Below are 14384 nucleotides of genomic sequence, written 5' to 3'. Positions count from 1 at the left end.
CTGCGGGTCCTCGTACCGCGTCCACAGGCCCTCGAGGTTGAGCACGCCGAGGCCGCCGAGCTCGCCGATGCGGATGGCGGTGGCCGGGGAGACCACGGAGTCCATGGGGGCGGCCAGGAAGGGCAGCTCGAATCGGTAGGCGTCGATCTGCCAGGCGATCGAGACCTCCTTCGGGTCCCGCGTACGGCGGCTGGGGACGACCGCGATGTCGTCGAAGGCGTACGCCCGGCGGCCGCGCTTGCCGCGCCCGATCTCGATCTCAGTCACGTCTGTGGCCTTTCCCTGATGCGTTTCAGCGTCTTCCAGTATCGCCGACACCCATGGCGAGGGCGGCCCCGGAGGCTCCCGGGACCGCCCTCGAACGTGGTCTACGCGCGCGCGTGCGTCACTTGCTGCTGTAGTTCGGCGCCTCGACCGTCATCTGGATGTCGTGCGGGTGGCTCTCCTTCAGGCCCGCCGAGGTGATGCGGACGAAGCGGCCCTTGGACTCCATCTCCGCGATGGTGGCCGCGCCCACGTAGCCCATGGTCTGGCGCAGACCGCCGACGAGCTGGTGCAGCACGGCCGACAGCGGGCCGCGGTAGGGCACCTGGCCCTCGACGCCCTCGGGCACGAGCTTGTCGTCGGAGGCGACCTCGGCCTGGAAGTAGCGGTCCTTCGAGTACGACTTCGCCTGGCCGCGCGACTGCATGGCGCCGAGCGAGCCCATGCCGCGGTACGACTTGAACTGCTTGCCGTTGATGAACAGCAGCTCACCGGGCGACTCCTCGCAGCCCGCGAGCAGGCTGCCCAGCATGACGGTGTCCGCGCCGGCGGCCAGTGCCTTGCCGATGTCGCCGGAGTACTGCAGGCCGCCGTCGCCGATCAGCGGGATGCCGGCCGGGCGGGCCGCGAGGGACGCCTCGTAGATGGCGGTGACCTGCGGAACGCCGATGCCGGCGACCACGCGCGTGGTGCAGATCGAACCGGGGCCCACGCCCACCTTGATGCCGTCCACACCGGCGTCGATGAGGGCCTGCGCGCCGTCGCGGGTGGCGACGTTGCCGCCGATCACGTCGACGGAGACGCTCGACTTGATCTTCGCCATCCAGCTCAGGGCGTTGCTGTTGTGGCCGTGCGAGGTGTCGACGACCAGGAAGTCCACCCCGGCCTCGGCGAGCGCCTGGGCGCGCTCGAGGGCCTCGGGGCTCGCGCCCACCGCGGCGCCGACGAGCAGGCGCCCCTCGGCGTCCTTGGCCGCGTTCGGGTACTGCTCCGCCTTGACGAAGTCCTTGACGGTGATCAGGCCCTTGAGGACGCCCGCGTCGTCGACCAGCGGCAGCTTCTCGATCTTGTGGCGGCGCAGCAGTGCCATGGCGTCCGCGCGGGAGATGCCGACCGTGCCGGTGACCAGCGGCATGGGGGTCATGACTTCGCTGACCCGACGGGAGCGGTCGGGCTCGAAGGCCATGTCGCGGTTGGTGACGATGCCCAGCAGCTTGCCGGCCGGGTCGGTGACGGGGACACCGCTGATGCGGAACTTCGCGCACAGGGCGTCCGCCTCGGCGAGCGTGGCCTCCGGGTGCACCGTGATCGGGTCGGTGACCATGCCGGACTCGGACCGCTTGACCAGGTCGACCTGGTTGACCTGGTCCTCGACCGACAGATTGCGGTGCAGCACGCCCACGCCGCCCAGCCTGGCCATCGCGATCGCCATGCGGGACTCGGTCACCTTGTCCATCGCCGCCGAGAGCAGCGGGATGTTGACCCGGACGTTGCGGGAGATCAGGGACGAGGTGTCGACCGCGCCCGGGAGCACTTCGGATGCGCCCGGCAGCAGCAGCACGTCGTCGTAGGTCAGCCCGAGTGTCGCGAATTTCTCGGGCACTCCGTCGACGTAGGCAGTCATGACACCTTCTCCATATGGCCTTGATCGGTGCGGATGTCCATGCTAACGGGAAGCGGAGGTGTCTCATTCCACGGTGGACGGCGACCCCGGGCTTCATATGTTCGTACGAGACCGGTGCCCGGCCCGTTCAACGGAGCGGCCGGCTACGGACGGTGCCCGGGGGCGGCGGCGCGGCTACTGCTCGGCGAGGGCGCGCAGTCTGCTGAGCGCGCGGTGCTGGGCCACCCGGACCGCTCCCGGTGACATTCCCAACATCTGTCCCGTTTCCTCCGCCGTCAAGCCCACGGCGATGCGCAGGAGCAGCAGCTCCCGCTGGTTCTCGGGCAGGTTGGCCAGCAGTTTCTTGGCCCACTCGGCGTCGCTGCTGAGCAGGGCGCGTTCCTCGGGGCCGAGGGAGTCGTCGGGCCGCTCGGGCATCTCGTCGGAGGGCACGGCCGTCGAGCCGGGGTGCCGCATGGCCGCGCGCTGCAGGTCGGCGACCTTGTGGGCGGCGATGGCGAAGACGAAGGCCTCGAAGGGGCGGCCGGTGTCCTTGTAGCGCGGCAGGGCGAGCAGTACGGCGACGCAGACCTCCTGGGCGAGGTCCTCGACGAAGTGGCGCGCGTCACCGGGCAGGCGGGACAGCCGGGTGCGGCAGTAGCGCAGGGCGAGGGGGTGGACGCGGGCGAGCAGATCGTGCGTGGCCTGCTCGTCTCCGTCGACCGCGCGGTGGACGAGCGCACCGATGGCCCCATGGGCAAGTGCCGCCTCGTCGTCACGCATCGGTCCATGGTGCCTTGGCGTCGTCCGATCCGTGGCACCGCCATCGTGGTTGTGCACCGAAGCGTTATGAGCAGGTGCGCCGGAACTCATCCCTTGCGCCCTCCCCTTCCGCTCGACCGACTCGTCCCCGAGGAACTCCACACCTCAAGGATGCGGCATCCGCCGCGAAACGAGCAGCGGCCGCCCGGTGGGCCGCATTGCCCCAGGCCCCCACGGTGCGCTACCGGCCACCACCGGCACCCCGCCCCGACCCCACGGACACCAAGCCACCAGGCGCAACCACCCCGCCCGTACAGCAGGCCCGACGACCCGCCCTGCGGGGGCTTCGACGACCCGCACTGCGGGGGCTCCGGCAACCAGTCCTTCTTGATCGCAGGCACCGCTGATCCGCACTTCGTGGTCTTCGGAGGCACCGCCCCGCGCTTCGTGGCCTCCGGCGCCACGCCCTCCGGGGCTTGCGGTGACGCTCCCGTCAGGGCCTCCCGTGGGCCGCCCTCCGGCGGCTCCGGTGACCGCCGTCCAGGCGCTCCGCGCGACCGCAGCCCAACGGTGCCGGCGGTGACGGCGGGCCGCTCCCCCACGTCCGAGGCCGTACGTGGGGGTGCCGTCACGTTTCCGCCGGTCCGGGCCGACCGTTTCCCCGCCGCCGGGAGGTGGTCCGGTTGCACCGGTGCGCCTGCGCGCCGGACGCGGGTTTCAGCCGGGAACCCGGGCTCCGGACAGGCACACGCGCTAGCGGACCAGGCCCCACCGGAAGCCGAGGGCCACGGCGTGCGCGCGGTCGGACGCGCCGAGCTTCTTGAACAGCCGGCGCGCGTGCGTTTTGACGGTGTCCTCGGAGAGGAACAGCTCGCGGCCGATCTCCGCGTTGGAGCGGCCGTGGCTCATGCCCTCCAGGACCTGGATCTCGCGCGCGGTGAGCGTGGGCGCCGCACCCATCTCGGCCGAGCGCAGCCGCCGCGGGGCGAGCCGCCAGGTCGGGTCGGCGAGGGCCTGCGTCACCGTGGCGCGCAGCTCCGCGCGGGAGGCGTCCTTGTGCAGATACCCACGCGCACCCGCGGCCACGGCGAGCGCCACGCCGTCGAGGTCCTCGGCGACGGTGAGCATGATGATGCGGGCGCCGGGGTCGGCGGACAGCAGCCGCCGGACCGTCTCGACCCCGCCCAGGCCGGGCATGCGCACGTCCATGAGGATGAGGTCGGAGCGGTCGGCGCCCCAGCGGCGGAGGACTTCCTCGCCGTTGGCCGCCGTCGTCACGCGCTCGACGCCGGGCACGGTCGCGACCGCGCGGCGGAGCGCCTCTCGGGCAAGCGGGGAGTCGTCGCAGACGAGGACGGATGTCATGGCCGCCCTCCGCAGCTGATGCGCGTCACCTTGAGCCTCCAGGCTGGTACGAAATCGTCACCTGTGCGGTCGACCGTCTCGGACGCCTGCCCGAGCACTTGTGTTTTCAACCGCCTCCGCACTCTCAACGACGGTCACCCGAAAGAGTTACGGGGCTGTGTGCCATCTTCGGCACTCTACGTGAGGGAGCGGATACACCGCAGACACAGACGTCATACCCTCAACTTTTCATCACAAGCTATGCCCCATTCAGCCCCTTTTCTTCCCGTTTCCAGGTGTCTAGGGCTAGATTCGCAATGAGTCATATTTTCATCTCCTTAGATCGGAGATGTACGGTCGTTGGCACCGTATCCGCCACGAACGGCTACAAGGGGTCACGTAATGGCAGATTTCTCCCGCCTTCCCGGACCGAACGCGGATCTGTGGGACTGGCAGCTGCTGGCTGCCTGCCGCGGCGTGGACAGCTCGCTCTTCTTCCATCCCGAGGGCGAGCGCGGGGCGGCTCGGAGCGCTCGAGAGAACTCGGCCAAGGAGGTCTGCATGAGGTGCCCGGTCCGTGCGGAGTGCGCGGCGCACGCCTTGGCGGTGCGCGAACCGTACGGGGTGTGGGGCGGCCTGACCGAGGACGAGCGCGAGGAGCTCATGGGGCGGGCACGGAACCGGCTGGTGTCGGCGGCTTCGTCGTCCAGCGGGGACTCCGCCTCGAACAATTGAAGGAACGTTTCTTCACTTACCGCTCAGCCAATCCGACCACTCAGGGCACGCGCAGCCGTACGCGTGCCCTTCCGCTGCGGCGGGCCGCACCCTCGGACCGCACACTCCGCCGGCCCTCTGCCACTGCGGTCCTCAGCGCGTAGCGGCGCGCTCCAGCTCGTCCAGCGTGGCCGCGACGGCCGGCACCTGGGCCAGGTCGGGCAGGGTGAGCGCGACGATCTCCCGGCGCACCGCCGGCTCCAGCGCGACCGTGCGCGCGCCCCGGGGCCGTACGGACTCGACCGCGAGCTGGGGCAGGACGGCGACCCCGAGTCCCGCCCCCACCAGGCCCACCACCGCCGGGTAGTCGTCGGTCGCGAAGTCGATACGAGGCGTGAAGCCCGCGCTCTCGCAGGCCTGGACGAGCTGGCCCCGGCAGCGCGGGCAGCCCGCGATCCACGGCTCGCCCGCGAGTTCGCCGATGGCGACGGACTCCGCGCGGGCCAGCCGGTGCCGCTCGGGCACGAGACCCACGAGCCGGTCGGTCAGCAGCGGCCGTACGACGAGGTCGTCCCACTCCTCCGCGCCCGCGGCGCCCTCGTAGCGGAAGGCGAGCGCCACGTCGCAGTCGCCCTCGCGCAGCAGCTCGACGGACTTCGGCGGCTCGGCCTCCTCCAGGGACACGCGGGTGCCGGGGTGCGCGGCGCGCAGCGCGGCGAGGGCGGTGGGCACGAGCGTGGAGCTGCCGCTCGGGAAGGAGACGAGCCGGACCCGGCCGGCGCGCAGCCCGGCGATGGCGGCGACCTCCTCCTCGGCCGCGGTGAGCCCGGCGAGGATGCCGCCCGCGTGCCGGACGAGAGCCTCGCCCGCCTGGGTCAGCCGCATCTCACGTCCCGCGCGCACCAGCAGCGGGGTGCCGACGGAACCCTCCAGCGCCTTCATCTGCTGGCTGACGGCGGGCTGGGTGCAGCCCAGCTCGCGGGCCGCGGCGGAGAAGGAGCCGGTGGCGGCCACGGCTCGCAGCACACGGAGATGACGGGCCTCTATCACCCTTCGAGCATAAGCGACCATAAGGCTTCCTTGGCCGGCCAGCGGAAAAACACGTCGACACTTTGAGGACCGCTCCCCTACCGTGCGCTCATGAAGCTTCTGTCAGTGAACGTGGGCCAGGCCCGGCCCGTGCCGTACACCGATCAGCCGGAGGGCGTGACCGGCATCGACAAGCGGCCGGTGGACGGACCGGTGCGAGTGACGTCGCCGGGGCCGAAGGGCGTCGGCGCCAGCGGGCTCGCCGGGGACTCGGTGTGCGACCTGCGGCACCACGGCGGCGACCACCAGGCGGTCTACGCGATGGCGCGCGAGGACCTCGACGAGTGGGAGCGCGAACTGGGCCGCACCCTGCGCAACGGCTCCTTCGGCGAGAACCTCACCACCGAGGGCGTCGACATATCCGGCGCGCTGATCGGCGAGCGCTGGCGCATCGGCTCACCGTCCGGCTCCCCGGTGCTGCTGGAGGTCGCCTCCGGGCGGATTCCGTGCCGTACGTTCCAGGGCCATCTGGGTGAGCAGGGGTGGGTGAAGCGGTTCACGCGCCGGGGCGCGCCGGGAGCGTATCTGCGGGTCCTGCAAGCCGGTGAGATCCGCCCCGGCGACCCGGTGGAGATCGTGCACCGCCCGGACCACGAGGTGACGGTCGCCCTGCAGTTCCGTGCCGTCACCACCGAGCGTTCCCTGCTGCCGCGACTGCTCGCGGCGGGCGCGGCGCTGCCCCCGAAGACGCTGGCCGCGGCGCGGGAGTACACGGAGACGTACGCGACCTGACGTGCCGTGGGCGGGCCGGGGCACAGGCCGGCGCACAGGCCGCGCCGACCCGCCACCGGCGAGGCACACGGCCCGCCACCGACCCGGTGCGTCCCCGCCCTCTCCCCGCATCGCGCGCTGATCGGAGTCACCCTTTCCCGGCCACTAATCTTTCGCCATGACAACGGCTCTGATTACGGGATCGACCGCGGGCATCGGCGCCGCGTTCGCACGGCGGCTGGCGGCGGACGGGCACAACCTCGTGCTGGTGGCACGGGACACCAAGCGCCTGCGGGACCAGGCGACCGAGCTGCACGACCGGCACGGCATCGAGGCGGAGGTGCTGACCGCCGATCTGGCCACGGACGAGGGGATCGAGGCGGTCGCCGACCGGCTGGGCGACCGCAGGAACCCCGTCGACCTGCTGATCAACAACGCCGGCTTCGGCAACAAGGGCCGCTATCTCGACGTATCGATGGCCGACGAGCTGAAGATGGTCAAGGTGCACGTCGAGGCCGTGCTGCGGCTGACGTCGGCGGCGACCGCCGCGATGCGCGAGCGCGGCCGGGGCGGGGTCGTCAACGTGGCGTCGGTGGCGGCCTTCGTCCCGCGCGGGACGTACGGCGCGTCGAAGGCGTGGGTCGTGCAGTTCACCCAGGGCGCGGCGCGCGACCTGGCGGGCAGCGGCGTACGGCTGATGGCGCTCTGCCCCGGCTTCGTGCGCACCGAGTTCCACCAGCGGGCCGGGATGGGCACGGACAACATCCCCAACTGGATGTGGCTGGACGCCGACAAGCTGGTGTCGGCGGCGCTGGCCGACCTGGCCCGCGGCAAGACGCTGTCCATTCCCGACCCGCGCTACAAGGCGCTGATGGGCCTGGTGAAGGTGACCCCGCGCGGGCTGCTGGGCGGCGTGACCTCCAGGACGGGCCGCAAGTACGGTCCGCAGTAGCCGGGCGAACGGGTGACGCGGCCGTCCCGGTGGGAAAATGGCGGGGACGGAACCGGACCAGGGGGGCCGGAGGCGGCGTCATGACCTTCGTACAGCTCATCGAGTGCAGGACGAGCCGGCTGGACGAGATGAACCGGCTCATCGACGACTGGGTCGAGCAGACCAGCGGGAGACGGACGGCGACCCACGCGCTGGTCGGCAAGGACCGCTCGGATGCGTCGCACATCGTCGAGGTGGTGGAGTTCCCGTCGTACGAGGAGGCGGTACGGAACTCCAAGCTCCCGGAGACCGACCGGATCTTCCAGGACATGGTCGCGCTGTGCGACGGGGCGCCGACGTTCACGGACCTCGACGTCGTACGGGACGAACTGCTCACCGAGATCACGGTGCACCGCTTCTTCGAGGCGCTCGCGGCGCCGGGCGAACTGTCGCCGCTCAACGACCTGCTGGACGAGGACGTCCACAGCCACGACCCGATGAACCCGCAGGACACCATCGGGCTGGACAGCGTGCGCAGCGAGTACCGCATGTGGCGGGCCGCCTTCGACTTCTCCATCACGGTCGAGGACGTACTCGCCCAGGGCGACCGCGCCTGCGCCCGCTGGACCTGGACCGCCACCCACAAGGGCGACTTCCTGGGCATCGCCCCCACCGGCAAGCGGGTCACCATGACCGGCCTGACCCTCTTCCGCTTCGCCGGCAACGGCAAGATCGCCGAAACCTGGTGGCAGCACGACCAACTGGGTCTGATGCAACAACTGGGAGCACTGGACGAGTTGGAGAGCTAGCGGCCGCTCACCACCACAACCCCTCGTGCCGACGCGTCGATCACGAAAACTTGCGGGCACGACCGCAGTCCGGAGCCGACCCCTGCCCTCCCCGACCGTGTGGACCGTCGCGCCCACGGGTGCCCCGGTTGCACCGGTACACGAGTCGGACGCACGGTGCCCAGCCCCCCGCAGGGGACTGGGCACCGTCAGTTCGAGCGAAGCTCAGGCTCAGTGGGCGTGGCCGTGGCTGTGGCCTGCTGCGGCCGGCTCTTCCTCTTCCTTCTTCTCGACGACCAGGGTCTCGGTCGTGAGCAGGAGGGAGGCGATGGAGGCGGCGTTCTCCAGGGCCGAGCGGGTGACCTTCACCGGGTCGATGACGCCGGCCTTGACCAGGTCGCCGTATTCGCCGGTGGCGGCGTTGTAGCCGTTGCCCTTCTCGAGCTCCTTGACCTTGGAGACGATGACGTAGCCCTCCAGGCCCGCGTTCTCCGCGATCCAGCGCAGCGGCTCGACGACGGCGTTGCGGACGACCGCGACACCGGTGGCCTCGTCGCCGGACTTGCCGAGGTTGCCGTCCAGGACCTTGGCGGCGTGGACCAGGGCGGAGCCACCACCGGAGACGATGCCCTCCTCGACCGCGGCGCGGGTCGCGGAGATGGCGTCCTCCAGACGGTGCTTCTTCTCCTTCAGCTCCACCTCGGTGGCGGCGCCGACCTTGATCACGCACACGCCGCCGGCCAGCTTCGCGAGGCGCTCCTGGAGCTTCTCGCGGTCCCAGTCGGAGTCGGTGTTCTCGATCTCGGCCTTGATCTGGGAGACGCGGCCCTCCACGTCCTCCTTCTTGCCGGCGCCGTCGACGATCGTGGTGTCGTCCTTGGTGACGGTGACGCGGCGGGCGGAGCCGAGGACGTCAAGACCGGCCTGGTCGAGCTTGAGGCCGACCTCCTCGGAGATGACGGTGGCGCCGGTGAGGACCGCCATGTCCTGCAGCATCGCCTTGCGGCGGTCGCCGAAGCCGGGGGCCTTCACGGCGGTGGCGTTGAAGGTGCCGCGGATCTTGTTCACGACCAGCGTGGACAGGGCCTCGCCCTCGACGTCCTCGGCGATGATCAGCAGCGGCTTCGAGGAGTTCGCCTGGATGATCTTCTCGAGCAGCGGGAGCAGGTCCGCGATCGCGGAGATCTTGCCCTGGTGGATCAGGATGTACGGGTCGTCGAGGACGGCCTCCATGCGCTCCTGGTCCGTGACGAAGTACGGCGACAGGTAGCCCTTGTCGAAGGCCATGCCCTCGGTGAAGTCCAGCTCCAGACCGAAGGTGTTGGACTCCTCGACGGTGATGACGCCGTCCTTGCCGACCTTGTCCATCGCCTCGGCGATGAGCTCGCCGACCTGCTGGTCCTGCGCGGACAGCGCGGCCACGGCGGCGATGTCGGACTTCTCGTCGATCGGGCGGGCCGAGGCGTGCAGGTCGTCGGAGACGGCCTTGACCGCGGCGTCGATGCCCTTCTTCAGGGCGGCCGGGGAGGCGCCGGCGGCGACGTTCTTCAGGCCCTCGCGCACCAGCGCCTGGGCGAGCACGGTGGCGGTGGTGGTGCCGTCACCCGCGATGTCGTTGGTCTTGGTCGCCACCTCCTTCACCAGCTGGGCGCCGAGGTTCTCGTACGGGTCCTCGATCTCGACCTCGCGGGCGATCGTGACACCGTCGTTGGTGATGGTGGGCGCGCCGAACTTCTTGTCGATGACGACGTTGCGGCCCTTGGGGCCGATCGTCACCTTGACCGTGTCGGCAAGCTTGTTGACGCCGCGCTCGAGGGCGCGACGGGCGTCCTCGTCGAACTTCAGGATCTTCGCCATGGCAGCGGGAGCCCTCTTTCGAAATCTCGGGTGAAAAAAGAACTGCGCCCCCGGGCGCCCGGCTTCTTATCGGTCGCGGGGGCCAGGGGCGCAGCTCACAGCAGAATGCTGAGGTGACTTACTTCTCGATGATCGCGAGCACGTCGCGGGCCGAGAGGACGAGGTACTCCTCGTTGTTGTACTTCACCTCGGTGCCGCCGTACTTGCTGTAGAGCACGACGTCGCCGACCTTGACGTCGAGCGGAAGGCGGTTGCCGTCCTCGAAGCGGCCCGGGCCCACGGCCAGGACGACGCCCTCCTGGGGCTTCTCCTTGGCGGTGTCCGGGATGACCAGGCCCGAGGCCGTGGTCTGCTCGGCGTCGAGCGGCTGGACCACGATGCGGTCCTCGAGCGGCTTGATGGCAACCTTGGAGCTGGCGGTCGTCACGATCCGACCTCCCCCTTCGGAGATCTCACGGGGTTAACTGTCTGAGGTGGCGACCAGGTCGATCCGTCGTCGCGGGTGCCGGACCTGCCCGTCGCTTTGTTGGCACTCTCCAGGGGGGAGTGCCAGAGCCGAGACTATGACCGTCGTTAGCACTCGGTCAAGCGGAGTGCCAATTACCTCCCGGCGCGTCGGCCCCGGGGCAGGCCCAGGCCGCCCTTCTCGGGGCGCGACCGGCCCTCTTCCGCGGGGCGACCGGCCCCCTCCAGGGGCGGGGCCGAGCCCTCCAGGGGCGGGCCGAGCCCGGCCGGGGCGCGGCCGAGCCCAGCCATGAGCGCGGTGGCGAGGGCCCCACGCCCTCTTCCCCCGTGGCGGGTTTCGTACGACCGTAATGTCATGCGACCTCGCTCCATCGCCCCGGACGGCGTTCTCACCAGTGGCTGTGTCTTCGTGCTGGTCCTGGTGGCGGATGTGACGGCCGCGATGCTGGTGCTCATCGTGCTGGCGCTGCGCGGGCTCGGGCGGATGGATCTGCCCGGCGGCACGGCGGAGGGGGCGCCGGCGGTCGACTGGGTACCGGTGTTCTGCTACGTCGGCTTCGCGCTCGCCGCGGCCGTGGCCGGGGTGCTGCTGGTGCGCGGCGGGAACCGGCTCACCGGCGCCGTGCAGCTGGCCGTCGCCGTGCTGGTCGCGAGCGCGGCGGTCGGCGTCTGGCACGACGCCCGCGACCGCTCCCGCGCGCCCGCGACCTCCCCCGCCGACCGGCTGGTGGACGCCTCGCGAGCGTCGGCGGCGGTCCTGGCCCCGGACACATCAGAGGTAGTCCTCCAGCCGGCCCACCGTCAGACCGCGCTCCTGGACCCGGCGCAGCAGCCGGGTCGTGCGTTCGCGCAGGCCGGGACCGTCCAGGTCGTCGTCGTCCGAGGCGACCAGGAGGATGTCGCCGGGCCGTAGCCCGTGGTGTCCGTGGGTGAAGCGGAGGCCGGTGTCGTCCATCGACGCGCGCCACAGGACCACGGCCGAGACCCCGCAGCCGGCGGCGGCGCGCAGGGTCGTACGGTCGTACGTCCCGTACGGCGGCCGGAAGAGGCGGGAACGGACGCCGAAGCGGGCGTGCAGCTTGTCGCGCTGGCCGCAGATCTCGGCACGCTGGCCGGCGTAGGGCAGGCCGCGCAGCGCGGAGTGGTCGAGGGTGTGGTTCTCCAGGCCGGCGCCGACCGACCGCAGGCGCGCGAAGTGGCCGTATCCGGGGCCCACGACACCGTCCGTGAGGAACAGGCTGACCGGGAGCCGCAGTTCGCGGACCATGTCGGCGAACCCCGGATCGCGTTCGGCACCGTCGTCGTAGGTGAGGAAGACGACCGGGTCGGAGGTACGGACGTGGTCCACGACCGGGGGCAGGGAGCGCGGGCCGGTCTCCGGGCCCGTCTCCGCGGTGAGGCCGAGAGGGCGCGCCGGTGGGTGCGGGGGCGCGGGCAGCGGGGCGTCGAGTCCCCAGCGCCGGTACGGCTGTTCGGTGGCCGGCCGCTGCGACCGCACCCCCTGTGCCGCCTTGCGCCCCAGCCGCTCGATCGGGTCGACGGAGGGCGCGCAGCCGCTCACCGGCACCGTCACGAGCAGAACCGCCCCGGCGGCCAGCCCCACGACCGCGCGCCGCACGCCGCGGCGGGACCACGCACCCGAGCGGGACCACGGACCGGGGCTGGACCACGGACCCGGGCTGGACCGCCACCGGCCCGGCCGCGACCGCCACCGGCCCGCGACGGGCCGTCGTGGTGTCACAGGTAGTCCTCCAGCCGGGCCACCGCGAAGCCCTTGGCCGTGACGTAGTCCAGGAAGCGGCGCATGTCGTCGACCATCGTGCCGTTCCACTCGTCGCGGCCCCGGAAGTGGGTGAGGACGATGTCGCCCCTGCGCATGCGCTTGTCGTCCTCGCGGAACTCCCAGTGGTCGACGTAGACCTCCTCGTTCCAGATCGGCGCGTACTTGATGCCGCAGGACTTGGCGGCGACCAGGCTGTCCTGGTTGTAGTTGCCATAGGGGAAGCGCATGACCGTGGGGCGCTTGCCGAACTGCTTGCGCATGATGTCCTGCATCCCGCAGATCTCGCGCCGCTGCTCGTCGTAGGACAGGCCCGGCAGGTAGGGGTGGTGCAGGGTGTGATTGTTCAGGGTGACGCCCTTGGCCTGCATCTTGCGGAAGTAACCGTAGTCGTCCTTGATCAGGTAGTTGCTGAGGAAGGCCGTGTAGGGGATCTTCAGGTCGCTCATCATGCGCAGGAAGGCGGGATCCTTGTCCGCGCCGTCGTCGATGGTGAGGAAGACGACCTTGTCCTTGGTGGGGACCGTGGTGAAGACCGGGGGCAGGTTCCAGTCGTCCTGGTGGTTCACCTCGAAGCCCGCGCGCGCGGTGATCCTCGGCTTGACGGCGGGCGGCGGCGGGGGTGTCAGCGGGACCTGCTCCAGCCCCCAGCGCTTGGCGGCCGCGGCCCGGGCCTCGGCGAAGGCGCGCAGCCGGGTGGCGTAGGAGTCGAGGGCGCGGGCCGGGGGCGCCTGGAGGCGCTGCTGGCCCTGGGCCGGCGGGGCCGGTGCGTCGGTGCGCCGCTCGGGCTGCGAGCAGCCGGCGGCGAGGGCGGCCACGGCGAGCCCGGCCAGGACGGCGAGTCCGGCACGGACACCGGACTTCCGGTACGCACACTTCGCGGATTTCGCGGACTTTTTGTCATTTTGTACTACTACTCCCATGGCGCCGGATCCTCGCAGGCCCCCGCGCGGAAACCGGGACGACACCGCGGCCACGGCCGCACCATCCACCGACCGGCCCAACCGCCCCCTTGTACGGCCGTCCGGACCTCCCGGAAGACAATGACCTGGTGACCAACCCCCCGCACGCCTTCGCCTCGCTGCTCACCCCCGAAGGCCGCGCCCTCCTGGACGAGGTGCGCGGCACCGATCCCGCCGACGAGCTCGCCGTCGCCACCCGGCTGCGCCGCGAGCACCCCGCGGAACTGGTGTCGGCCGCGCTCGGCCAGGCCCGGCTGCGGCAGCGGGCCGCCGCCAAGTTCGGGGACGCGGACGCGCGGCGGATGTTCTTCACGCCCAACGGGGTGGAGCAGTCGACCCGGGCGAGCGTGGCCGCGTACCGCGCGGAGCGGCTGCGCGCGCTGGGCGTGACCCGCCTGGCCGACCTGTGCTGCGGGATCGGCGGCGACGCGATCGCCCTCGCCCGCGCGGGCATCCGCGTCCTCGCGGTCGACCGCGACCCGCTGACGGCGGCGGCCGCCCGCGCGAACGCAGAGGCGCTCGGGCTCGGCGACCTGATCGAGGTGCGGGAGGCGGACGTCACGGAGGTGGACACCTCCGCGTACGACGCGGTGTTCGTCGACCCGGCGCGGCGGGGCGGCCGCGGCCGGATCTTCGACCCGGAGGCCTACTCACCGCCGCTGTCCTGGGCCGTGGAGGCGGCCCTGCGCGCCCCGCACGCCGCCCTGAAGATCGCGCCCGGCGTCCCGCACGAGGCGGTCCCACCCCAGGCCGAGGCCGAGTGGATCTCCGACGGCGGGGACGTGAAGGAGGCGGTGCTGTGGTTCGGCACCGAGCCGGGGCTGGTGCGCGCCACTCTGCTCCCCGGCCCGCGCACCCTGCGCGGCCGCGGCCTGCCCGACCCCGGGGTCCGCCCGCCCGGCCGCTACCTCTACGAGCCGGACGGCGCCGTCATCCGCGCCCACCTGGTCGCCGAGGTCGCCGCCGACCTCGACGGCGGGCTGATCGACGGGACCATCGCCTATGTCACCGCCGACGGACTGCGCCCCACCCCGTACGCCACCGCCTACGAGATCACCGATCAACTCCCCTTCAACGTCAAGAAGTTGAAGGCCCTGCTCCGGGAGCGCGAGGT

At 71.5% G+C, this 14384-nt stretch carries 14 protein-coding genes; 5 read left to right on the top strand and 9 right to left on the bottom strand.

Annotated features, from left to right (window positions below; translation table 11 throughout):
• The 4 genes from IE249_RS36145 to IE249_RS04565 all read right to left on the bottom strand — a co-directional run.
• Positions 1 to 267: IMP dehydrogenase (locus IE249_RS36145; RefSeq protein WP_229857508.1), on the bottom strand; the 267-nt coding region annotated here is incomplete at its 3' end.
• 118 nt (positions 268 to 385) lie between these two features.
• Entirely contained in the window at positions 386 to 1888 is a 1503-nt protein-coding gene (guaB, locus tag IE249_RS04575; protein ID WP_189703448.1) for an IMP dehydrogenase, read from the bottom strand.
• A gap of 174 nt (positions 1889 to 2062) precedes the next feature.
• Positions 2063 to 2650: a sigma-70 family RNA polymerase sigma factor gene (locus IE249_RS04570; protein WP_189703447.1), complete on the bottom strand. Its 588-nt coding sequence runs from the start codon at positions 2648 to 2650 to the stop codon at positions 2063 to 2065.
• 732 nt (positions 2651 to 3382) lie between these two features.
• Positions 3383 to 3994, bottom strand: a complete 612-nt coding sequence (locus IE249_RS04565; protein ID WP_003948568.1) for a response regulator transcription factor — start codon at positions 3992 to 3994, stop codon at positions 3383 to 3385.
• Between the two features lie 381 nt (positions 3995 to 4375).
• Between IE249_RS04565 and IE249_RS04560 the strand changes: the two genes are divergently transcribed.
• Positions 4376 to 4708 carry a WhiB family transcriptional regulator gene (locus tag IE249_RS04560; RefSeq protein ID WP_189703446.1) on the top strand — a complete coding sequence of 111 codons (333 nt, stop codon included), beginning with the start codon at positions 4376 to 4378 and terminating at the stop codon, positions 4706 to 4708.
• Positions 4709 to 4840: 132 nt separating this feature from the next.
• Here IE249_RS04560 and IE249_RS04555 read toward each other — a convergent pair whose 3' ends face one another.
• Positions 4841 to 5737: a LysR family transcriptional regulator gene (locus IE249_RS04555; protein ID WP_189703445.1), complete on the bottom strand. Its 897-nt coding sequence runs from the start codon at positions 5735 to 5737 to the stop codon at positions 4841 to 4843.
• Between the two features lie 90 nt (positions 5738 to 5827).
• On the opposite strand from IE249_RS04555, the gene IE249_RS04550 reads away from it, so the two are divergent.
• From IE249_RS04550 to IE249_RS04540, 3 genes are all read left to right on the top strand, one after another.
• The gene (locus tag IE249_RS04550; RefSeq protein ID WP_189703444.1) at positions 5828 to 6508 is read left to right on the top strand and encodes an MOSC domain-containing protein; all 681 of its coding nucleotides are present in this window, start codon (positions 5828 to 5830) and stop codon (positions 6506 to 6508) included.
• Positions 6509 to 6665: 157 nt separating this feature from the next.
• Entirely contained in the window at positions 6666 to 7439 is a 774-nt protein-coding gene (locus IE249_RS04545) for an SDR family NAD(P)-dependent oxidoreductase (RefSeq protein ID WP_189703443.1), read from the top strand.
• A gap of 80 nt (positions 7440 to 7519) precedes the next feature.
• The gene (locus IE249_RS04540; RefSeq protein WP_189703442.1) at positions 7520 to 8227 is read left to right on the top strand and encodes an ester cyclase; all 708 of its coding nucleotides are present in this window, start codon (positions 7520 to 7522) and stop codon (positions 8225 to 8227) included.
• A 210-nt stretch (positions 8228 to 8437) separates the two neighbouring features.
• Here IE249_RS04540 and groL read toward each other — a convergent pair whose 3' ends face one another.
• From groL to IE249_RS04520, 4 genes are all read right to left on the bottom strand, one after another.
• Positions 8438 to 10063 carry a chaperonin GroEL gene (groL, locus tag IE249_RS04535; protein ID WP_189703441.1) on the bottom strand — a complete coding sequence of 542 codons (1626 nt, stop codon included), beginning with the start codon at positions 10061 to 10063 and terminating at the stop codon, positions 8438 to 8440.
• 118 nt (positions 10064 to 10181) lie between these two features.
• Positions 10182 to 10490, bottom strand: coding sequence for a co-chaperone GroES (gene groES, locus IE249_RS04530; protein ID WP_009190181.1), 309 nt, complete (start codon positions 10488 to 10490; stop codon positions 10182 to 10184).
• Positions 10491 to 11300: 810 nt separating this feature from the next.
• Positions 11301 to 12146: a polysaccharide deacetylase family protein gene (locus IE249_RS04525; protein WP_189703440.1), complete on the bottom strand. Its 846-nt coding sequence runs from the start codon at positions 12144 to 12146 to the stop codon at positions 11301 to 11303.
• Positions 12147 to 12265: 119 nt separating this feature from the next.
• Positions 12266 to 13231: a polysaccharide deacetylase family protein gene (locus tag IE249_RS04520; protein WP_189703439.1), complete on the bottom strand. Its 966-nt coding sequence runs from the start codon at positions 13229 to 13231 to the stop codon at positions 12266 to 12268.
• Positions 13232 to 13359: 128 nt separating this feature from the next.
• Between IE249_RS04520 and IE249_RS04515 the strand changes: the two genes are divergently transcribed.
• Positions 13360 to 14384 (top strand): class I SAM-dependent methyltransferase (locus IE249_RS04515; protein ID WP_229857499.1); only part of this gene is annotated, 1025 nt, incomplete at its 3' end.

It is taken from the genome of Streptomyces anandii JCM 4720 (assembly GCF_014650655.1).
GTDB classification, from domain to species: domain Bacteria; phylum Actinomycetota; class Actinomycetes; order Streptomycetales; family Streptomycetaceae; genus Streptomyces; species Streptomyces anandii.
This window is presented reverse-complemented; position numbering and strand designations above follow the sequence as displayed.